A 20,673-nucleotide genomic window follows, 5' to 3' on the forward strand; every position below is an offset into this window, starting at 1 on the left:
AAATTGCTAATAAATATTATTTTGGTTGCTCAAGCCTTAGGTTAAATTTTATTGCCAAATGGCTAAATAGCAAGACCAAAATCTAACGCATTAAAAAACTAAATCTATTAACGTTTTGCAGGGCAATGCCGGTGCCCCGCGCTACAGCCCGTAGCGGGTCTTCGGCAATGTGTACCGGTAACTTGGTTCTGGCCGAAATCCGTTTATCCAGGCCTCGCAACAACGCTCCGCCACCAGTCAGGTACATGCCATTCTGGTAAATATCCGACGATAACTCGGGTGGAGTAATTTCTAAGGCTTTCATAACGGCTTCCTCAATTTTTGCAATAGATTTGTCCAGGCACTCGGCAATTTCGGTATACGATATTTTTATTTCTTTTGGAATACCCGACATTAAATCCCGGCCCAGTACGGCAACATCGGGCGGCGGATCTTGTAATTCGGTTAATGCCGATCCCACTTCAATTTTAATCATTTCGGCTGTACGTAGCCCAATCATTAAATTGTGCTGCTGGCGCATAAACTGCATTATTTCCGAATCGAAGGTTTGGCCGGCAATATGGATAGACTGGTCGCAAACAATACCACTTAAGGCAATTACGGCAATCTCGGAGGTGCCACCCCCAATATCAATAACCATGTTACCGGTAGGTTCTTCTACGTCTATACCAATACCAATGGCAGCGGCTATGGGTTCATGAATCAGGTATACTTCTTTGGCGCCCGCCATTTCGGCCGAGTCGCGGATAGCCCGTTTTTCTACTTCGGTAATGCCGGCCGGAATACAGATAACCATCCGTAACGAAGGTGCAAACCAACGATTACCCAAGTTTACCATTTTTATCATGCCCCGGATCATGTGTTCGGCAGCATTAAAATCGGCTATAACGCCATCGGTTAAGGGGCGTACTGTCCGGATATTCTCGTGCGTTTTGCCTTCCATTCTCATGGCTTTATGCCCAACGGCTACTACTTTACTGGTGGTGCGATCAAAAGCAATAATAGCTGGCTCGTCTACAACCACTTCGCCGTTGTAGATAATAAGAATATTGGCAGTACCTAAATCAATAGCTAAATCGTGTTGCAAAAAATTAAAAAGCCCCATGCATTACTCTTTTTAATTTGTAAAAATCTCTTTTCCCCTAATACTAACTCTTTTCGGCTAAACGATAGTATACGGGTTTAAATCTATAATAAATATTGAATACTGGTATTTGGTAATTGGTCCGTAATCAGCCAGTTGATTTACAGGTAAATAAACCCAAAGTAGCTCCCTGCTTTCAGGCTTTAAATATTTTAGAATTAATCTGATTTTTGCAGAGCCGGAAACTACCCGGTACAATGGCCATAGCAAAGTATAATTACAAAACAAATCTAAAGTTTAAGCCAATTGTACGGGTGCACCTATTTTTATAAAACCACCTTGCAGTATGCGGGTCGTAATGCCGCCGTGGCCCCGCATAGCATTGTAACCTCCAGGACCTAAATTCTCTTCCATGCGCGAACAAGGGTGGCATAAGCCGGTATAAGCCAGCAACACATTGCCTACCCAAAATTGTCGGTCTTTTAAGGCTAACAAATTAAGACCCGCCACTACCAAATTGCGCCGGATTAAACCCGGGTCGAGGGCGGCTAGGCCCATAATAGCAGCTACAGCAGCCAAATGCTCGGCCTGAATAAGCGTTACCTGCCGTTTACTACCGGGTTTGCCCTGGTAATGGTCGCCGGCCAGGTGCTGGTCAGTTAGGGCTTCTACCTGGGGCACGGCCAGTAAGGCAGCCCGGCGTTCCGGCCGAATCCCAATCCAGGTTACATGGCCGGTTTGAGGCATTGTGTCCATGAGTTTACCCAGAACAGAACCTTCAGAAGCAGGAAATCCCATAGCAGCAGAATATTTAAATGCAACCGATAAAAGTTACAAATAGAGTGATTTAGATAAACTTGTAAGGCTTTTACCCATAAGTAAATGACAAAAGTATCAAGTTCTGGCGAAGCTTTAAAATTAAAGCAGCAAATTTAAGAAAATGAGGTAACTTTTTAGGCTGCCGGTGCCACTTACCAGCATGGTTACCTACTAGCTGTAATAATATGTCGGGAAAAGCGCCGGAAATAGTTAAACAAGAAGCATTTTTACGGTTGTACGAGCCCGTACACGATCGCTTTACCCGTTTTTGCCAGGCTCGGCTAGGAAACGATGCTGACGCCAAAGATTTAATGAGCGAAACTATTTTAACCGCTTACGAAAACCTGCACACCTTACGGCAACCAGATGCTTTTTTGTATTATTTGTTTGGTATTGCCACCCGGCTAATAAAAAAGAAACACCGCCGCGGTAAGTTGTGGGGCTTGTTTAAAGAAAAGGAAAGCTACCAAATAAAAGATGAAAAGCTAAGTGCCGAAGCGACGGCCGATATTGAAATCCTATATCGGGCTTTAGACCAATTGCCCGAGGGGCAAAAAGAAGCCATAATCTTATTTGAGATAGTTGGTTTCTCGCTAAAAGAAATTCAGGAAATACAGCAAGTAAGCTTATCGGCAGTAAAACTGCGGTTAGTACGGGGGCGCAAAGCTTTAGGGCGGTTGTTGCACGATCCTGAAACCCATTATTTCTTTCCAAAAGAACTCAAAACAAGTATTACGCCGGAGCCGCCGGGTAATCTGTCGGCCGGGCTTTACAGATAAAGATTATTCAGCATGAAAAAAGATTTAAAAACATTAAACCATTATTTTGAGGTAGCCCGTACTCGGCCGTTGGTGCTTTCCGCAGAAGAGGTAAAAACTTTAGTTCAGCAACCGGTAAGTTTATTTAACTCCGGAAGGGTAAAAAATACTGCTCATAATATTACTTTTCAGAAAGTAGTGGTTGCTTCTTATGCGTTAACCATGGTGGCCTTGTTTTTTACTCTATGGAACGGGTTGGCTAGCAGTAGTTTATATAACCTTAGTAAAATTAACCGCAACACGGCTTACTTAATAGAAAAACCCGGGGCAATAGCGGTTAAGCCAGAGCGGGTTAGAGAAAAGCACCCGCTTGCTCAAAATACAGCGGGCAGCATACTTAGTGTAGTGGATAGACCGGTACTAAAAACAACAAGTTCGCAGCAGGCTAACAGTGTACCCGCAGAAAATAAAGATGTGGACAGAGAACAAGCCAAAGTAGCGGCGCGCGAATATTTAAAAAATACACCAGTGGCGGCATTGCCTTTAATACAATTGGTGTATGCTGTAAAAACCGGTACTACCGCAAAAACAAACCTTACTTTACTAAACCCAAATACAAAAGAACTATTTAGTGAGCCGCTATCAGTGGTAGCTATAAATACCGAAACCGCTAAAAAATTAGGTTTTTTACTGGATGAGAACGGAATTCATTACGAGATGGAGGCCCCGCTCGGGATAGAACATCTTACTGGCCGTAAGCCTAATAAATTAAAAATTGAAGTAATAAATAATATTCATTCGCTTACTGTTGTTACTCCGCCGGGAATAATAACTAATGATAAAGGCATTATTAAAGAAACAAAAGCGCACAGCATAACCAAATATCAGGTATTGGCAAAGCCCAGGTATCTGGTTAAAGAACCGGCCTTACCGTACCCTTTGTTTGTATCCGATACAGCGGGTTTGCAGCGGGTAAAATATATGTTGGGTAATGAAGATATACACAAAATAGAACCGGAGTATTTTAATGAAATAATAAATTCGCTGGTGCCAGTGCTGGTAAAAGCAAATAATGCTGCCCACGACCAGGCATTATTCTGGTTTCAGTTGTCGGAAACGTTTTTAGCGGCTTTGCCTGATTCTCAAAGAGAAGAATTAAGTACGGTTTACAAAAAAGTACTGCCTAAACCAGAAGGTTCGGCTATTTTGCCGAGTAGAGACAGGAAAAACATCAGCCGGATAAACGTAGGCCCAATTCAGAAGAATACAAAACTCGCTAAAGCTGACTCGCCATCTCCTCAACTAGCAGTCGATGGACCAGCGGATTTGAAGCTGGTGCGGTATGTAAATTTATTCCCTAACCCTGCGGCTGGCGCGGTAAACCTGGATGTGCGTTTTCGGCAAAAAGAAACTTTTATCATTTACCTGACAGATATTTCAGGCCGTTTGGTAAAAGTGCTTAAACCTATGCAAATGGCTACTGCTTTAGCCATTAGATATAATTTCAGCTTAAGCGGTATAGCGCCCGGCATGTACGTGGTTGTACTGGAATCGAAAGAAGGGTACAAAATAACCCAGCGATTGCTGGTGCAATAAAATTGTGTTTAACAGATAATTACCAGTTAATGCGGAACCGGTAAATTTTATAGCTTCTCTTTACCTTGGCGTAGATAAAACCAAAAACTTTCGTTTTATCTTTGTATAATCTTTAAAGTAGCCGCAACTTTCTGCGGAACTATATTTACCCCAATTGTAATGAAAAGAATATTTTGCCTTTGTTTAATATTGCCTTTGTTTATTGGTCAGGCGCTGGCTTGGGGGCAAACCGGCCATCGGGTGGTGGGCCTGGTAGCCGAGCAGCACCTCACAAAAAAAGCCCGCAAACAAGTGTTGGCCCTGTTAGAGAATAATTCGCTGGCCGAAGTCTCTAACTGGATGGACGACATTAAATCGGATGCGGCGTATAACCACACCCACGATTGGCACTGGGTAACCATACCCGATGGCACAACGTACGAGCAAACCCAGAAAAACACCAAAGGCGATTTGGTAATGAAACTTGAAGAGCTTATTGCCACTTTAAAAACCAAGAACTTACCTCGTGAGCAGCAGCAGGAAAACCTTAAATATTTAATTCATTTAATAGGCGATTTGCACCAACCATTGCACGTGGGCGGTAAAGACGATACGGGCGGTAATGCTGTAAAAGTACAGTGGTTTGGCCAATCATCTAATCTGCACCGGGTTTGGGACAGCGACATGATCGACGGCAAAGCATTAAGTTACTCTGAACTGGCTGGTTTTGTGGGCGAACCTACAAAAGACCAAATAAAAGCCTGGCAAGCCGAAAATGTAAGGGCCTGGGCAATGGGCATGATGGTGTACCGTCCGCAGGTTTATAAAGTACCCGAAGATGGTAAATTGGGCTACCGCTATAGCTACGAGAATTTTGATACGGTACAAAAACTTCTGTTACAAGGCGGCATCCGGCTGGCGGGCTTACTTAACCAGATTTATGGTTAAATACTGATTGTTAATTGTTGATAGGAATACAAAGGTTTGGTTAATGGTTTATAATTGAATGATATTTCTCATTTTCGCAAACTGTTGCCCAATATACCTGCATTAGCAATTTGTTTTTTACTTAGCTTTAGGCAAAAAAGGCGGTTACTCACTAGAATAACCGCCTTTCTTCTTTAGATGTTTATTAGCGTAATTGCCTGATTTTTGACTTTAAAATCAGAACTAGCTCCTAACAACTAACTACTCATTAAAATCACTAACCACTCATTAAAAGTTTGGCGATAACAGGTATTTGCTGTAGAAATCGTCGATAACTTTTACGGCTTCGGTTGGGGTATCTACAATATTTACCAGGTGCAAATCTTCGGGACTAATGTTGCTTTCTTCGGTAAGCATAATCTTTTCAATCCAGTCCATTAGCCCTTGCCAATAAGCCCGGCCCACCAGAATAATCGGGAACCGGCCAATCTTACGCGTTTGAATTAAGGTAATCGCTTCAAATAATTCGTCGAGGGTGCCAAAGCCGCCCGGCATAACCACAAAGCCCTGGGCGTATTTAATAAACATTACTTTGCGCACAAAAAAGTAATCGAAGTTAATCAGCTTATCCGAATCGATGTAAATATTATTAAACTGTTCAAACGGCAGTTCAATGTTTAAACCAACCGACTTACCGCCTTCGGAGTGCGCGCCCTTGTTACCGGCTTCCATAATACCCGGACCACCGCCGGTAATTACCCCGTAACCGTGGCGTACCAATTTGGCCGCTATTTCTTCGGCCATAATATAATATTTATTATCAGACTTGGTCCGGGCCGAGCCAAAGATAGAAACACAGGGGCCAATGCGCGAAAGTTTCTCAAAACCTTCTACAAACTCGGCCATTACTTTAAATATTTGCCAAGAGTCGGCAATTTTTATTTCGTTCCAGTCCTTGTCAACAAAGGCTTGCCTAATCTTGCTGTCTTCTTCCGATACCTGTATATTTTCTTCGCGCGCCATCTGGCGGGCTTTCTTAATAGATTTAGCCTTGTTGTCATTAACTTCGGGCTGAATAATGGTTTTACCGCTGCCAACGTTCGCGTTTTCTTCTTGCAGCTTGGTTTTACTGGTTTTTCTAAGTTTAGTCATAATGTATGCAAAGTGCCGGTCAGGGCCTCTTTTACTGCCGGCGTAGTTATATATTTAAATGGAATTTCTTTCCGGGTGAGTGTGTGAATAATATTTTAAAATTAACCTTGGTCTTGTTTCTGCGGGCCTTTTCTATGTTGTTATTTTTTTGTAGCGCACGCAAAAAATCATCTTAAGGTCTACTATTTACACAAAAAAGAGTTGCATTTGTAACGGACAGAAAAAGGAGTTATTTTTTATATTTAAAACAACAGAGAGGCTTAAAAGAGTAAATAATCTAAAAATAAATTTTTGTTGTTGTAGGCCAGGTTGTTAGCCTGATTTAGGTTTGATAATATAAGCTAATAGGCACGTTTATGTCAACTTCCCTAGTGCATTGGGCTTTAGTCAATATTCTCTTATCTCAGGCATACTTAGCAGGCACGCCAGACTAAATTTCTATAGTGGGCAGATGTTTGTTTTAGTTTTTTATTTTACCAGGTAATTAGGTGCTAGTTTAGGTCTGTAACTGCTGAGGTAAGGCCATTACTAGTCTCTTTCTAACAAAAAAACCAAAATAAGCAGGAAGTAAAACGATTACTTAGACCGAATGGCAATTACCGGATCGAGGTTAGAGGCCAGCACCGCCGGTATAATACCCGAAACCACCCCAATTACCACCGATACGCCTAACCCCAGTGAAATATTGCCCACCGACAGGAGCAGGTCCAGGGCATCTTGCGGAATAAGCGTAATCAGGTACACGAGCAAAATACCAATACCGCCGCCCAGTAAACTCAATAACACCGACTCGAATAAAAACTGAAATAAGACAAAGTAATTTTTCGCGCCCAGCGACTTTTGAATACCAATAATATTGGTGCGCTCTTTTACCGATACAAACATAATATTGGCTATGCCAAAACCGCCTACCAAAATAGAGAAACCACCAATTACCCAGCCAGCTACCCCAATTACCTTAAACAAACTAGAAATTTGGTCGGCTACTAACTCTGGCCGGTTAAGGGCAAAATTATCTTCGTCGCGGGGTTTAAGGCCCCGTATGTTGCGCATTACCCCTTTTATTTCGTATTCCAGTTCCTGCAGCCCTATGTCGGTTTCGCGGCCCTTTATGGCAATGGTGGGTTCGCGGCCCTGCTGCCCGATAGAATAAAGCTTGTTAAAAGCCCCGTAAGGCATAAAAGCATTTTTATCGTTGGTAGGCATACCCAAAAAGCTGTCGCCCTGCTTTTCCATAACGCCAATAATGGTAAATTTTAAACCTTTAATTTTAATTGTTTCACCTAAAGGGTCTTGGTTCGGGAAAAGGTTTTCGGCTATCTGGTAGCCAACAATAATTACGTTGCGGCCGGCATCTACATCTTGCGTGGTAAAATAACGGCCTTGCTCTACCGGCACATCCGATACTTTATTAAACTGGTACGATACGCCCTGTAAATTAATTTCCGACATGCTGTTGTTGCGGTATTTAAGCGTATTGCCATTGCGCGACCAGAAAATAGCCACACCTTCATCGTTTTCCAGCAAACGGTCTAATTGCCGGAACTCATGCAAGTTGGTGCTGGGGCGTTTAAAATATTTCCACCACGGGTACTCGCCGCCAAACGCCCACGGAAATTTTTGGATATAAATTACGTTATTACCTAAGAAGTTAACGCTATTCCGAATATTGCGTTCTAAGGAGTCGACAATGGTAAAAACGGTAATAATGGCAAAAATACCAATGGTAACTCCCAGTAGCGATAAAATAGTACGCAGCAAGTTAGATTTAAGCGCTTGCCAGGCAAATTGAGCACTTTCAAAAATGAGCCGCAGGTAGATCACAAATTTATTTTTAAGTAATTCAGATAAATTTAAACATAATTTTAACAAAATAACTAAATTTGCGCCTCAATTTTGGAACAGCTATATATGGCACCCTAAAGAAAATCTTTTTGCTGCGCTTACTATTATAAAACAAATCCAAGCTGTTCTTAACCTTATCACCCACATTAAATACCGTAATATTTAAATATGAAACTCTCCGAATTTAGATTTGACATGCCGGCCAGTTTAATGGCCACGCACCCTGCCAAAAACCGCGACGAAGCGCGCATGATGGTTGTGCATCGGAATACCGGCAAAATTGAACATAAAGTTTTTAAAGACATTCTCGAATATTTCGACGACGGCGATGTAATGGTAATTAACGATACCAAGGTATTTCCGGCGCGCCTGTACGGCAACAAAGAAAAAACCGGCGCTAAAATAGAAGTATTTTTGCTACGCGAGTTAAACAAAGAAAATCATTTGTGGGATGTGCTGGTAGACCCGGCCCGTAAAATACGGGTAGGTAATAAATTATACTTTGGCGACAGCGATTTAGTAGCTGAAGTGATTGATAATACTACCTCTCGCGGCCGTACCATTAAATTTTTATTTGATGGCTCCGACGATGATTTTTACAAAACCATTAACGACCTGGGTGAAACGCCCTTGCCTAAGTACCTGAAACGCCCTGCCGAACCAGAAGATCGGGAACGCTACCAAACCGTTTATGCCAAGAACGTGGGTGCTGTAGCAGCCCCTACGGCCGGTTTACACTTTACCCGCGAAATATTAAAACGGCTGGAGCTGAATGGGGTAGATGTGGTACCGCTTACCTTGCACGTGGGTTTAGGTACTTTCCGGCCGGTAGACGTAGAAGACCTTACAAAACACAAAATGGATTCGGAACACTTTATTGTGCCCGAAGACACGGCTACCATGGTAAACCGCGCCCTGGATAATAAAAAGAAAGTTTGTGCGGTTGGTACAACTACTATGCGGGGCCTGGAGTCGTCGGTATCGGCCAATGCCCGGCTTAAACCAACCGAAGGCTGGACCGATAAATTCATTTTCCCGCCCCACGACTTTAAAATACCAAACTCATTAATCACCAACTTTCACATGCCAGAGTCTACTTTGCTCATGATGACTTGTGCGTTTGGCGGATACGATTTAATTATGAATGCGTATAAAATAGCTGTAAAAGAAAAATATAATTTCTTTAGTTACGGCGATGTTATGCTGATTTTGTAATTACTCCTAAATATTTAAAAGCACCCGGCCGGCGTAATAGCGGGTCGGGTTTTTTATTTCTTTATTTTGCGTTATGGCAGCAGCACTTCCCGAGTCGGCAATAATTGTGGCGGGTGGCTCCGGTACCCGCATGCAGAGCCAGGTACCCAAGCAATTTATGGCTATAGGTGGGCAGCCTATACTCATGCATACCATTCGGCGGTTTTATGCCTACAACCCGGCTATACAACTAATTGTGGTGTTGCCCCAGGCGCAAATAAAAATGTGGGAGGCGCTTTGTTTTACTCATGTTTTTGAAATTAAGCACATCCTGGTTGCCGGTGGTACTACGCGTTTTGGCTCAGTAAAAAATGGTTTAGCTGCTATTAAGGACCCCGACGGGGTAGTAGCCGTACACGATGGGGTGCGGCCTTTTGTGCCCGTGGCAGTAATTGGGGTAGCTTTTACTATGGCTGCTCAAAAAGGCAATGCGGTGGTGGCTGTACCTTTAAAAGAATCTATCCGGCAGGTGTTTAAAACCAAAAGCAAAGCCCTGGATCGCAGTCAATATCGCCTTATCCAAACGCCTCAGTGTTTCCGTTTGCCCCTGCTGCGCCGCGCTTACGAATTACCCGAAGAACCTACTTTTACCGACGATGCCTCGGTGGTAGAGCGTTTTGGCCAGAAAATAAATTTGGTAGAAGGTAGTTACGAGAATATTAAAATTACGACTCCTGAAGATTTGGTTTGGGCTGAGAATTTTTTAATAGGGCAGGGGTAAAGTGTTTAGGCCGATGAACTTTTGCAAGATTGCATCTTGCAATGTGGTGGTGCTAACGGTTGGTACTAGCAAAAGTAAGCTCCCGGCCGCGTGGCCTCGTCGGTAGGTTCAGACGGTCTAATCTTCCTTTGCTCGTACCTCGCAATGCTACGCACCGGAATCCAAGAAGAGAATCTTCCAGAAGAGAATCTTCCAGAAGGTCTTCACTCCACTGACTGCTATATTTGCCAGTAATTATCGCTATTTTGCATTTTACCTTCAACCAAGCATATTTCATAGCATTGAACGTTCCCCGTTGGAGGGGGAAGGAGAGGGTTACACCACCAAACCTTCTCAACTCAGCCGTTTTGCAACATTCCGGTTTGGCCACAACTCCTTCCCAAGTTTAGGTAAGGTGCCCGAAAGGAGTAAAATTATATTTAATACAAAATATTACTTGTTTACCGAAAAGCAACAGTTTACCAATTATCACTCAGACTTTTAAAAATCTAAAGTAAGCTGGTAAACGGTAGGCAAATCGTGGGCGTAAAGCAGGTTAGAAACCGATATGCCCAGGAGTCGCACGGGGTACTGCGGCAATTGTGGGGTACGTAATAAATCGCGGGCTACTGTAAAAATAGCATCGGCAGTTTGGAGGTGGCCGGCCAAAGTTTTACTCCGGGTTTGCTGCACAAAATCGAAATATTTAAGCTTAAGCGTAACGGTCTTGGCAGTAGTTTGCAGGCGGTTTAAATCATGGGCTACTTCCTGAGCCAGGAACTGCAGTCGTTCCAACATGTCTGTTTCAGCGGTTAAATCCGTTTCAAAAGTACGCTCAGCGCCAATCGATTTGCGTAGCCGGTGGGGCTGTACCGCGCGCTCGTCCTGGGCGCGGGCAATATGGTAATAATAACGACCTACTTTCCCAAAGTGCCGCACCAACTCATTCTCAGGGCGGTCCCGCAAATCGGCGCCGGTATAAATTCCCAGGCGCTGCATTTTAGCGGCCGTAACTTTGCCAATGCCATGAAATTTCTCGATGGCTAAAGTCGCGACCAGATCTTCGGCTTTGTCGGGCGTAATTAAGGTAAAGCCGTTGGGTTTGTTCAGGTCGGAGGCAATCTTGGCCAGGAATTTATTGAACGACACGCCCGCCGAAGCGGTCAGGTTGGTTTCGGTAAAAATGCGGGCTTTAATTTCATGGGCAATAATACTCGCCGAAGGCATCCCGATTTTATTTTCGGTTACATCCAGGTAAGCTTCATCCAACGAAAGTGGTTCTACCAAATCGGTGTACTGGTAAAATATTTCCCGGATTTGCCGCGATACGGCGCTGTACACCTCGAAGCGGGGCTTTACAAATATTAACTGCGGACATTTTTGCAGGGCAATTTTAGAAGCCATGGCCGAAAACACCCCAAATTTACGTGCTTCGTAACTAGCCGCCGCTACTACGCCCCGAGCCCGCGAGCCACCCACGGCCACCGGTTTGCCCCGCAGATCGGGGTTGTCGCGCTGCTCCACCGACGCGTAAAAAGCGTCCATATCAATATGAATAATTTTGCGGATAGCTGGGTTCAAGGAAGAAAAGCAGGTGTGAAACAAATTTACGGAGAGAAGACAAGTGGTGAAAATTTTAAAGAAATTATCTTATCTTAGACCGGCTTAGAACCAGGTTAATATTTTCTTTTACACCTAAACCAGATTAAACCAGCACAAAATAAATCCGGGCTTTTCTATGAAAAAGATAATGACCAAAAATAATAAGCTGAGCCTGTTTCTAGCCTTTCTGCTGCTAACGGTAAGCCAGGTAATTGCTCAGGAAAAAGTAGTTACCCGCACCCGGCTGGAGCAGAAACCAGGCGGCCGTTTTACTTCCGATAAAATAACAGCTTTTGTAGATGGCCATCAGACCAAAATAGAAGTTTTATCTTTATTCAAACCCGATGAGATAACCATGAAATCGGAGCGGTCGGCAACAGAAAGCATGGAACGACTGACGATGCAAATTACCGTGAAAGATAAAAACCACCCGGTGTCGCTGTATTTCCGGAATAAAGCCCGGCTGTATTACAAAGGTAAATATTACGAACACAACGTGTTGCCGGAAATTAAACCAAACCAGGTAATGAAAGTAGCATACCAGGTTTACGACGACCCTGCCACACCCACCAAAGCCGATGATTATTTAGAGGTACACCTGTACGGCGAAGAATATATGCCGCACGAGCCAATCCGGTATACCGGCCAACCCAAAAGAATCCGTTTTTATGATATTGATGGCCAGGTGGTGGAAACCGAAGATGTAAGCCAGTTTAAGTTGAGATCCGGAGAATTTACGTCTGAAGTTTTATATGGCAAAGAAGCTGTAGAACGATACAAAGATGCCAAATACGCGGAAGGCATTAAGGTAATTAAACGTAAGCCGAAGAAATAAAGAATACCGCCGCATTGTAATTACAGCGTCAGTTTTTCGCCTTGCGTCAGAGCCTAAGTTACATTACAACACCGTCCCCAGCCATTTTATGGTTTCAGTAGGTAACCAACCTTTTTACCTGCATCAGTCTAAAACCGATTGCCTGTTGGATGTTTATTAAATTTACTTTATAGATAAAACTTTAAAACTATACTGTGGAAATTTCACCAAACCACCAAACCGTAATGCCTTACCTTATTTTGCCGGGCGCAGCCAAGTTTATGACTTTTGTGCAGCAGGTGTTTAATGCGCGGCAACTCTACTACCAAACCGACGAAGCCGGGGCCGTGCGACATGCCGAAGTTAACATAGATGGCAGTACCATTATGTTTGCCGACAGTACTGAGGCCTGGGCGCCGCAAACAGCCGGACTTTACGTGTACGTGTCTGATGCCGACGAAATTTACCATAAAGCATTAGCCAATGGCGCCGTATCGGTAATGGAACCCGCTAACCAAAGCTACGGCCGCAGCAGCGGGGTGCAAGATCCTTGCGGCAATACTTGGTGGATTACCTCAGTTATTGCCTGAAAAAGCAACAAAAAATATAGCGGCAGAGGCAATATTGCCTTTAATATTGCCAAGGCGGTTTATTTAATTTGCTATAAACTCCTGAAACAGGTAAACAGCCATGAAGAACCTGCTCGAAATACAGTATAATTTGGTTAAAGCATCGCGGGAAGTTTTATTTTCTTATACCAGCCAAATTGCCGAAAAGTACTTTCTGGCCGAAAACAGCAGTTTTGGGCGGGGAAGTATCCGGAATTTACTCGTGCATATTGGTAATACCTACGAATTTTGGCTGGGGCAACAGGCGCTGCAAAGAAACATCAATATTATACCGTATGCGGCCATTAAGAATATAGCAGAAGCTCAAGCCTATTTCCAAAATATTGATGCCTTGGTTAGCCAATATTTAGAAGCTTTTGCCCCCGATTACAAAACAGCGTTGCCGGTGCGTATAAATAACCAACTGGTTATGGCTAGCCCGGTTAAATTATTCACGCACGTTGTTACCCACGAGTTTCACCACAAAGGCCAGATACTCTCCTTAAGCCGTCATTTAGGTTATATCCCCATCGATACCGATATCATGCGATAGCCAGATGATACTACAGTACTTGAAGCAAGTATACTAACACTAAAACTTTGGACGGCATAGTGCAAGTCTCACTTTAAAAATACTATATCTATATGGCACAAAATTCATTGCAGAGTCTGGCCCAACAGCTTAAGCAACCCTCTGGCATAGCAGGTAAACAGTTAGGAGACAAAATGAACATTACCAACGCCGGTATAAATAAATTGACCATTAACCAATTACAGCTACAAGCAGGCGAGCACATCCTGGAGATTGGCATGGGCAACGGGTATTTTGTAAAAGATATTTTTTTAGCGGCTCCCGCCGTAACCTACGTTGGCTGCGATTTTTCGGAAATTATGGTAGCCGAAGCCAACGCGATAAATAAAGATTATATAGTAAAAGGGCAGGCGCAATTTTTATGGGCGGCCGCTCACCAGCTACCTTTTGCGGCCGCTACCTTCGACCAGGTATTTACGGTAAATACGCTTTATTTTTGGGATAATCCTAGTCGCGAGCTAACCGAAATCCGACGGGTGTTAAAACCTGCGGGTAAATTATCCCTGGCTATCCGGCCCCGGGCCGTTATGGAAACGTATCCGTTTACCCAGTATGGCTTTATCCTTTACAACGCTGCGCAGCTAACCCGTTTGCTGGAGCAGAATGATTTTAAGGTAACCCAAGTGCAAGAAATAGCGGAGCCTGATCAAGAAATAAACGGTACGCTGGTTAAAGTAACATCCTTATTGGTGCAGGCTATAGCTGTTACGGCCTAAATTATTCCGCCCTTGCCGGCACAAGATTAAATCTTGCTTTTTGCTCAGTTGTTTTATCTTTTTGCCTGTTTATCCCGGCCCTCTACCGTTTCTCGGGCAACTACTCACGTCCCCATGCTTCTAAGGAGGCAAGTCTATAACTGGTTATACCAAGTCTGGCGGCTGAAATAAGAATAAGAGCCAGAAATTTTTAAGAAATATTTATGGAAAAATAGAGATAGTGCATCATGCTTATTTAAGACCTTTAAAGTAAAAATAAGTGATAATGGCAGGAGCCTAAATATTAACTTAATATTTAATTTATTCTTTATAAAATTTACTTTAATTTAGATCTGTCTATATGCACTTTTAAAGAGCTTTATGCCCTTTTAATAAAGCTTCACACAAATAATCAGTTGTTTTAAGCTGTTTTTTTGTCATTTCGCCCCTTTTGCAAATTTTGTTTTGGCGCTTTTGCTAGTTTGCCGTGCTTATTAAATTTTACCTGTAACCCTGTAATATCTATAAACCAATTATTCATGAAGAATGCGCTACTTTTAATCCTCTTTTGCTGTACTGTTTTGTTTAACGCAAAGGCGCAGGTACCCGCCGGTAATGGTGTTATCAAAGGTACGGTTATCGACTCAGCTAAAACGGCCCCTTTGGGCTACGTAACCATTGGGGTGCGTGAGGCCGGCAAGAAAGAAGCCATTAAAAGTACTTACACCCAGGATAACGGCACTTTTGAGGTAACTGGTTTACAACCCAAGCCTTACGAGGTGGTTATTAATTACGTGGGTTTTAAAAGCCGCGTAGTAAAAGTGACCGAGTTCCCCGCCGGTAATCCGGTGGTAAATCTGGGGCGTATTCTGTTAAGCCCCACGGCTAGCCAGCTAAAAGAAGTGGAGGTAACGGCGCAAAAAATGCTGATAAAGCAGGACATTGATAAAATTACTTACGATGTAGAAGCCGACCCCGAAAGCAAAACCATGACCGCGCTGGATATGCTGCGCAAAGTGCCCCTGGTAACCGTAGATGCTGAAGATAATATTCAGTTAAAGGGCAGCGGCAGCTACCGGGTGCTGGTAAACGGCAAAACTTCGTCGTTGTTTGTGCGCGATCCCAAAGAAGTTTTAAAAAGCATGCCGGCCAATACCATTAAAAATATTGAAGTAATAACCAACCCGCCGGCCAAATACGAGGCCGAAGGCGTAGGCGGTATTATTAATATTATTACAGTAAAGAAAAATCTAGGTGGCTACAATGGCTCAGTAAACCTGGGTGCCCGTACGCCGGTAGGTTATAATTTTGGCGGCTATCTCACGGCTAAAATGGGTAAATTTGGCTTTTCGGGCTATTACGGCAATAATTACAATGAGTCGCCGACTACCCAGAACAATCTTTTCCGCGATGATTATATCCAGAAAATCCGGTTAAACCAAAGGGGCTTTAACAGCAACCAGGGGCGGTTTAATTATTTAGATGGTAACCTGAGTTATGAGCTCGATTCGCTTAACTTAATTACCGGTAACTTTAGTTTTAACGTAAGCAACAGCACCGGCAACCTTTCGCAGGAGGTAATTAATACCAATTACGCGGGTGTTACCGGTTTGGCTTATGACCGGTTTAGTAGAAATGCCTATGAGTGGCACGGGTATGATGTTGGCCTGGATTACCAGCGCAGCTTTCGTAAAAACAAAGAACAGTTGTTTACCTTATCGTATAAATTTAATAATGGTGGTAACGATGTAGATACAGATTTCAGGTTAGAATACCCCGACCGGCCTTTAGTTTTGAGCATTACTCAAAATAATGGTACTTCGGCCGAACACACGGTACAAGCCGATTACGTGCAGCCCATCAAGAAAAACAACCTGGAAATAGGTATAAAAACCATTACCCGCCTCAACAGCAGCGATTACTTTTATGCTAATCAGAATCCGGATAATAAACAGTACGTAATAGACCCTACCCAAAGCAATAATTTTGATTACCACCAGGATATACTTGCCGGCTATACGTCTTACGGTTTAAAAAAAGGCGATTGGGGTTTAAAGTTAGGCGCCCGCCTCGAGCAAACCCGCATCGACGCTGACTTTGCCTCGTCGAGCACTTTTGCCAAGCAAAATTATTTTAACCTGATTCCTTCCGTTGCTTTGTCGCGGAAGTTAAAAGGCATGAAAACAGCCCGCTTAAGTTATACCCAACGCATAGAACGGCCGGGCCTCTGGTACCTGAACCCTTACGTAAACCGCGTTGACCCCCGCAATATATATTTTGGAAATCCTAATTTAGTAGCGGCCATTAATCATGCTTTCGATTTGTCGTACAGTACCTTCGTTAAAAAGTCGTCGGTAAACAGCAGTTTATACTATAATTTTACAAATAATTCTATTCAGCAATTTACCACCCTGGGCACCGATTCAGTAGCCCGGACTACTTACGGCAATATTGGTAAAAATCAGCGGCTGGGCTTATCGCTTAATACCAACATGAACCTCAGCAAAAATCTGAATGTAAACTTAAATGCCAGCGCTAATTTTGTGCAATTAAACGGGGTAATTACCGCCATAGATACGGTAACCAAAACCAATGTGCTTACCGAGGTTAGTAACAATGGGGTTACCGCCAATGTTTTTGGGTATGTAAGTTATAAATTTGGGAAAACTTGGCGGGCCAGTGGTAATATTGGGTATTATTCGCCGCAAATATTGCTGCAAGGTACTTCGGCGGGTTATGCCTATAATAGTTTATCGGTAAGTAAAATGCTTTTCAAAAAAGACAAAGGTAGTATTAACTTATCTATCAGCAGTCCTTTTCAGCGTAACCGGCGCTTCTTTAACGAACTGAACGATGTTCGGTTTTATCAGAATTCAGAATCGTTTTACATAATGCGCCGGCTTAACTTAACGTTTAACTACCGTTTTGGTAAACTGCAAGGAGATATTGCCCGCAAAAAACGCGGCATTAAAAACGACGACGTACAAGGTGGCGGCCAGAGCGGCGGTACGGGCAACTAAACTAACCGGGTACCATAATGGGGGCAAGGGTAGCAGCTTTATTTTATAATATATTTAAAATGAATATATTGTAGAGCCGACCATTTAGACCTGGCCGGCTCTTATTAAATGAAAAGAAGGAAATTCCTGGGCCAGGCCACCTGGGCCGGTATTGGCTTAATGACAGTGCCGTTGTGGGCCAAAACAGTAGCAGAAGCATTTCCGCCGGTACAATCCATTACCCAAAATCCGGGTTTCCATTGGTTTGGCTACTACGATAAATTCCAGACTGACCCCACCGGCCGTTATGTGTTAGGCATGCAGGTTGCTTTTGAAGGCCGTACGCCCGAAGCAAATGACCGGCTGAAGATTGGCATGATCGATTTGCAGAACCAGAACAAGTGGATTGAACTGGGCGAGAGCCAGGCCTGGGGGTGGCAGCAAGGCTGTATGCTGCAATGGATACCCGGCTCAAAAAACGAAATTATCTGGAACGACCGCGTTGGCAATGCCTATGGGGCACATATACTTAACGTTAAAACCGGTAAACGGCGTACTTTACCCAAAGCCGTTTATGCTTTAAGTCCTAATGGTAAATTTGCGGTAGGTACCGAGTTTAGCCGCATCCAGAATTTGCGGCCCGGCTACGGCTATGCCGGTATTCCCGACCCCTACGAAGAAATAAAAGCCCCTGGCGAGATTGGCTTGTACCGCCTGGATTTAAAAAACGGCAAAGAACAAATGCTGCTCTCTTTAGCCCAAATGGCCGCTATGCCGCACTACGGCAAATCTGTAGCCGATAATTACCATTGGTTTAACCATTTGCTGGTAAGCCCCAATAGCGAGCGGTTAATATTTTTACACCGCTGGCGGGCCAAAAAAGACAACCGCCAGCGCATGGCTTGCTGCGACTTCATGACCCGCATGTTTACTGTAGACGTTAACGGACAGGACCTATACCTGCTCGATCCGGCTGGTTATACCTCGCATTTTATTTGGCGCGATCCCCAGCACGTTTGTGCCTGGATGCAACCCGTTGGGCAACCCGCGGCATTTTACCTCCTCAAAGATAAAACCGAACGGTTTACTTTGGTTGATAAGCAGGCGATGCCTTATAATGGCCATAACACGTACGTGCCCCATACCAACAACGAATGGATATTAAACGATACTTACCCCTATAACAAAGCCGATCGGCTCCAGGAATTATACCTCTACCACGTACCCACCAAGCGTAAGGTAATTTTAGGCCGCTTTTATGAGCCCCCGGAATATACCGGGGAGTGGCGTTGCGACCTGCATCCCCGCTGCGACCAGGCCGGTACCAAAGTGTTTTTCGATTCTACCCATGGCAGCAACGGCCGGCAAATGTATATGATAGATATAAAAGATATTATTAAATCCTGAACACAACGGTTCATGAATAAATAGCCTGGATATGGTTTTATACCTTTGCCTTTTAGACAATGCACTTTGCTCTTCAATAGCAATATTTTAAATAAAAAAGCTATCGGTAATAGTACCAATAGCTTTTTATTTGCTTTTAAGTAAGGTTAATGGGCATACTATGTTTTACGTAAAATTGCCCTGTAATTTTATTAGTTAGCCGGGGCAGGAGATGTCGGGGTTGGCGTAACTGCCGGCGTTTTACTTTTATCTTTTTTTACTTTGGGTTGTTTGTGTTCCTTTTTCTTTTCGCGCTTTTTAGCCAATAAAGATACGCCTGCATATACATTGGCACCATACGGTTTACCAATATTTAAGGCCCCGCCAATATTATCAGAGCCAATAAAAATGGGGCCTAACTTAGCCATAGCGCCCACCGCAAACACTGAGTAATTATTGCTTAACGAAACCGGTGTCGCCAATTCCAGCATTTTAAATTCTAACCGCGGCGTAACTGCCAACAATGAATTTTGCCGCATGGCCACTGCTGTTTTACCGCGTAAGCTCTGAATCCAGGTGGTGTTTACATATAACCGCCGGGCCAGCCGGGCATCGAGGTTAATATTTAAAGCCGTAGGCAAACCCGACCGGAAATTATTTTTTATATCCGAAGGCTGAATACCGAAAGATTGGTTCAGGATGGCAGCAAACTCATCGGGGTCTTCGGCATTTTCAAAGTCTTGGGGAGTAAGTTGTACGTTTTGTTTGTTAATAGCTAAACTGCGGGCAAAATCAGACGAATATTTTACACCGCCTACATCCATGAGGGCTATGCCCAGGCGGTACTTATATTTATTTTTCCGGTGTTCCAGGTATTGCGTGCTGTCGTAAGTATAGCGGTATTTATCTATGTTGGGCCGGTACTCATAGCTTACACCAATATCCATACCCCAACCTTTGCCGGGCGCATCGCCTTTAAACAGCCAGTTTACTGCATCCGATGCTTCCAGGTCTTCTAAAAGGTCTTCGGTCAGGTAACCATAGCGGGCATTAATATTGTCAATTTCCAGCATTGTATAGGTTTCACCGTTGGCATCGGTTTTTTCATTTATTTTATACCGGGAGCCCTCGTTTATAAAATAAGAAGAAAAAATACCAGTAACCCGTTTTACCGTTATACCGCTCTTAACCAAGTGCTGGCCATTATCAAAAATTACGCGGCCATAAGAAATGCCCATTTCGGCATTTACATTGCCGTTTAAGCTAAATTGGTTATTATCGTACACTTGGTTTAATATTTCGTCGTCGCCACCCGTACGAGCATAGCGGGCAATTTCTTCCGAAACATTGTTGCCTTGCACCGCGCCTCTGATGCGGGTAGTTAGGGCCAGGCTGTGCTTGGGGCTAAGGGTAAGCATCAGCGAAGGTCCCCGAAAATCAAGGGAAGTGGTTAATAGTTTGGGATTACCATTTAAATTTTCGTCCAGGTACTCTTTTTCAAAATCATCTCCGTTTTTAAACATTTTAAGCAAAGAGCTGGAATGGTTATAGCGCAAGTAGTTGTTCGAAACATTAAAGTCGAAGGCCGCTAAGTTTATCTGCATTCCCAGTCGCGAATCTACGATGTTAGAAGGATTCATGTATAAACCGTGAACACCGGCAAAGTTGCTGTTGCCAATTCCTAAAAAATTTTGGGCTTTTAATTTTCCGGATAACGCAATTAACATTAACGTACCGCAGAGTAAATGTTTTTTCATGGGCAATAAAATAGTGTTTGTAAGATTAGGGTTATAGTTATAGTAAATAAATTAAAATAAGGGCTAATAAGATTTAAACAGGATTTATGTAAGCCGGGTAGAGTGA

Annotated in this window: 17 protein-coding genes; 11 read left to right on the top strand and 6 right to left on the bottom strand. The window is 43.5% G+C overall.

Translation table 11 applies throughout. From position 1 onward, the window contains the following. Positions 1-82: 82 nt before the first annotated feature. Entirely contained in the window at positions 83-1,105 is a 1,023-nt protein-coding gene (locus ACO1R6_RS09480; RefSeq protein ID WP_486264214.1) for a rod shape-determining protein, read from the bottom strand. Positions 1,106-1,381: 276 nt separating this feature from the next. Then, the gene (locus ACO1R6_RS09485; protein WP_486264216.1) at positions 1,382-1,882 is read right to left on the bottom strand and encodes an MOSC domain-containing protein; all 501 of its coding nucleotides are present in this window, start codon (positions 1,880-1,882) and stop codon (positions 1,382-1,384) included. A gap of 206 nt (positions 1,883-2,088) precedes the next feature. On the opposite strand from ACO1R6_RS09485, the gene ACO1R6_RS09490 reads away from it, so the two are divergent. From ACO1R6_RS09490 to ACO1R6_RS09500, 3 genes are all read left to right on the top strand, one after another. Next, complete coding sequence (locus ACO1R6_RS09490) at positions 2,089-2,682, top strand: RNA polymerase sigma factor (protein ID WP_486264218.1); 594 nt, start codon at positions 2,089-2,091, stop codon at positions 2,680-2,682. Between the two features lie 12 nt (positions 2,683-2,694). Beyond that, positions 2,695-4,257 (top strand): T9SS type A sorting domain-containing protein, encoded by a 1,563-nt coding sequence (locus ACO1R6_RS09495; protein WP_486264219.1) that lies wholly within the window; start codon positions 2,695-2,697, stop codon positions 4,255-4,257. Positions 4,258-4,416: 159 nt separating this feature from the next. Then, the gene (locus ACO1R6_RS09500; RefSeq protein ID WP_486264221.1) at positions 4,417-5,184 is read left to right on the top strand and encodes a S1/P1 nuclease; all 768 of its coding nucleotides are present in this window, start codon (positions 4,417-4,419) and stop codon (positions 5,182-5,184) included. 267 nt (positions 5,185-5,451) lie between these two features. On the opposite strand, the gene ACO1R6_RS09505 is transcribed toward ACO1R6_RS09500, so the two are convergent. Together ACO1R6_RS09505 and ACO1R6_RS09510 are read right to left on the bottom strand one after the other, a co-directional pair. Continuing rightward, positions 5,452-6,186, bottom strand: coding sequence for an LOG family protein (locus tag ACO1R6_RS09505; RefSeq protein WP_486264247.1), 735 nt, complete (start codon positions 6,184-6,186; stop codon positions 5,452-5,454). A 705-nt stretch (positions 6,187-6,891) separates the two neighbouring features. Next, positions 6,892-8,139 carry an ABC transporter permease gene (locus ACO1R6_RS09510; protein ID WP_486264223.1) on the bottom strand — a complete coding sequence of 416 codons (1,248 nt, stop codon included), beginning with the start codon at positions 8,137-8,139 and terminating at the stop codon, positions 6,892-6,894. Between the two features lie 189 nt (positions 8,140-8,328). Here ACO1R6_RS09510 and queA point away from each other — a divergent pair, with 189 nt between their 5' ends. Then, the gene (queA, locus tag ACO1R6_RS09515) at positions 8,329-9,375 is read left to right on the top strand and encodes a tRNA preQ1(34) S-adenosylmethionine ribosyltransferase-isomerase QueA (RefSeq protein WP_486264224.1); all 1,047 of its coding nucleotides are present in this window, start codon (positions 8,329-8,331) and stop codon (positions 9,373-9,375) included. A 73-nt stretch (positions 9,376-9,448) separates the two neighbouring features. Further along, the gene (locus ACO1R6_RS09520) at positions 9,449-10,135 is read left to right on the top strand and encodes a 2-C-methyl-D-erythritol 4-phosphate cytidylyltransferase (RefSeq protein WP_486264226.1); all 687 of its coding nucleotides are present in this window, start codon (positions 9,449-9,451) and stop codon (positions 10,133-10,135) included. Positions 10,136-10,615: 480 nt separating this feature from the next. Here ACO1R6_RS09520 and dinB read toward each other — a convergent pair whose 3' ends face one another. After that, on the bottom strand, positions 10,616-11,659 hold the full coding sequence (gene dinB, locus ACO1R6_RS09525) for a DNA polymerase IV (protein ID WP_486264227.1): 1,044 nt from the start codon (positions 11,657-11,659) through the stop codon (positions 10,616-10,618). 193 nt (positions 11,660-11,852) lie between these two features. Here dinB and ACO1R6_RS09530 point away from each other — a divergent pair, with 193 nt between their 5' ends. From ACO1R6_RS09530 to ACO1R6_RS09555, 6 genes are all read left to right on the top strand, one after another. Continuing rightward, complete coding sequence (locus tag ACO1R6_RS09530; RefSeq protein WP_486264229.1) at positions 11,853-12,551, top strand: hypothetical protein; 699 nt, start codon at positions 11,853-11,855, stop codon at positions 12,549-12,551. A 194-nt stretch (positions 12,552-12,745) separates the two neighbouring features. Further along, positions 12,746-13,120 carry a VOC family protein gene (locus ACO1R6_RS09535; RefSeq protein ID WP_486264230.1) on the top strand — a complete coding sequence of 125 codons (375 nt, stop codon included), beginning with the start codon at positions 12,746-12,748 and terminating at the stop codon, positions 13,118-13,120. Positions 13,121-13,220: 100 nt separating this feature from the next. Then, positions 13,221-13,691, top strand: a complete 471-nt coding sequence (locus ACO1R6_RS09540) for a DinB family protein (protein ID WP_486264232.1) — start codon at positions 13,221-13,223, stop codon at positions 13,689-13,691. Positions 13,692-13,783: 92 nt separating this feature from the next. After that, positions 13,784-14,446 carry a class I SAM-dependent methyltransferase gene (locus ACO1R6_RS09545; protein ID WP_486264233.1) on the top strand — a complete coding sequence of 221 codons (663 nt, stop codon included), beginning with the start codon at positions 13,784-13,786 and terminating at the stop codon, positions 14,444-14,446. Positions 14,447-14,964: 518 nt separating this feature from the next. Beyond that, positions 14,965-17,445 (top strand): TonB-dependent receptor, encoded by a 2,481-nt coding sequence (locus ACO1R6_RS09550; RefSeq protein ID WP_486264235.1) that lies wholly within the window; start codon positions 14,965-14,967, stop codon positions 17,443-17,445. A gap of 108 nt (positions 17,446-17,553) precedes the next feature. Next, the gene (locus tag ACO1R6_RS09555; RefSeq protein ID WP_486264236.1) at positions 17,554-18,831 is read left to right on the top strand and encodes a hypothetical protein; all 1,278 of its coding nucleotides are present in this window, start codon (positions 17,554-17,556) and stop codon (positions 18,829-18,831) included. Between the two features lie 191 nt (positions 18,832-19,022). Here ACO1R6_RS09555 and ACO1R6_RS09560 read toward each other — a convergent pair whose 3' ends face one another. Beyond that, complete coding sequence (locus ACO1R6_RS09560; RefSeq protein ID WP_486264238.1) at positions 19,023-20,567, bottom strand: DUF5723 family protein; 1,545 nt, start codon at positions 20,565-20,567, stop codon at positions 19,023-19,025. Between the last annotated feature and the right edge of the window lie 106 nt (positions 20,568-20,673).

The organism is Adhaeribacter sp. (genome assembly GCF_057359045.1).

Excerpts from the sequence above, each read along its gene's own strand:
- ACO1R6_RS09545 (WP_486264233.1), top strand. The coding sequence starts at position 13,784 with ATGGCACAAAATTCATTGCAGAGTCTGGCCCAACAGCTTAAGCAACCC.
- dinB (WP_486264227.1), bottom strand. The coding sequence starts at position 11,659 with ATGGACGCTTTTTACGCGTCGGTGGAGCAGCGCGACAACCCCGATCTG.
- ACO1R6_RS09500 (WP_486264221.1), top strand. The coding sequence starts at position 4,417 with ATGAAAAGAATATTTTGCCTTTGTTTAATATTGCCTTTGTTTATTGGT.
- ACO1R6_RS09530 (WP_486264229.1), top strand. The coding sequence starts at position 11,853 with ATGAAAAAGATAATGACCAAAAATAATAAGCTGAGCCTGTTTCTAGCC.
- ACO1R6_RS09505 (WP_486264247.1), bottom strand. The coding sequence starts at position 6,186 with ATGGCGCGCGAAGAAAATATACAGGTATCGGAAGAAGACAGCAAGATT.
- ACO1R6_RS09520 (WP_486264226.1), top strand. The coding sequence starts at position 9,449 with ATGGCAGCAGCACTTCCCGAGTCGGCAATAATTGTGGCGGGTGGCTCC.
- ACO1R6_RS09550 (WP_486264235.1), top strand. The coding sequence starts at position 14,965 with ATGAAGAATGCGCTACTTTTAATCCTCTTTTGCTGTACTGTTTTGTTT.
- ACO1R6_RS09495 (WP_486264219.1), top strand. The coding sequence starts at position 2,695 with ATGAAAAAAGATTTAAAAACATTAAACCATTATTTTGAGGTAGCCCGT.
- ACO1R6_RS09480 (WP_486264214.1), bottom strand. The coding sequence starts at position 1,105 with ATGGGGCTTTTTAATTTTTTGCAACACGATTTAGCTATTGATTTAGGT.
- queA (WP_486264224.1), top strand. The coding sequence starts at position 8,329 with ATGAAACTCTCCGAATTTAGATTTGACATGCCGGCCAGTTTAATGGCC.
- ACO1R6_RS09555 (WP_486264236.1), top strand. The coding sequence starts at position 17,554 with ATGAAAAGAAGGAAATTCCTGGGCCAGGCCACCTGGGCCGGTATTGGC.
- ACO1R6_RS09560 (WP_486264238.1), bottom strand. The coding sequence starts at position 20,567 with ATGAAAAAACATTTACTCTGCGGTACGTTAATGTTAATTGCGTTATCC.
- ACO1R6_RS09485 (WP_486264216.1), bottom strand. The coding sequence starts at position 1,882 with ATGGGATTTCCTGCTTCTGAAGGTTCTGTTCTGGGTAAACTCATGGAC.
- ACO1R6_RS09540 (WP_486264232.1), top strand. The coding sequence starts at position 13,221 with ATGAAGAACCTGCTCGAAATACAGTATAATTTGGTTAAAGCATCGCGG.
- ACO1R6_RS09490 (WP_486264218.1), top strand. The coding sequence starts at position 2,089 with ATGTCGGGAAAAGCGCCGGAAATAGTTAAACAAGAAGCATTTTTACGG.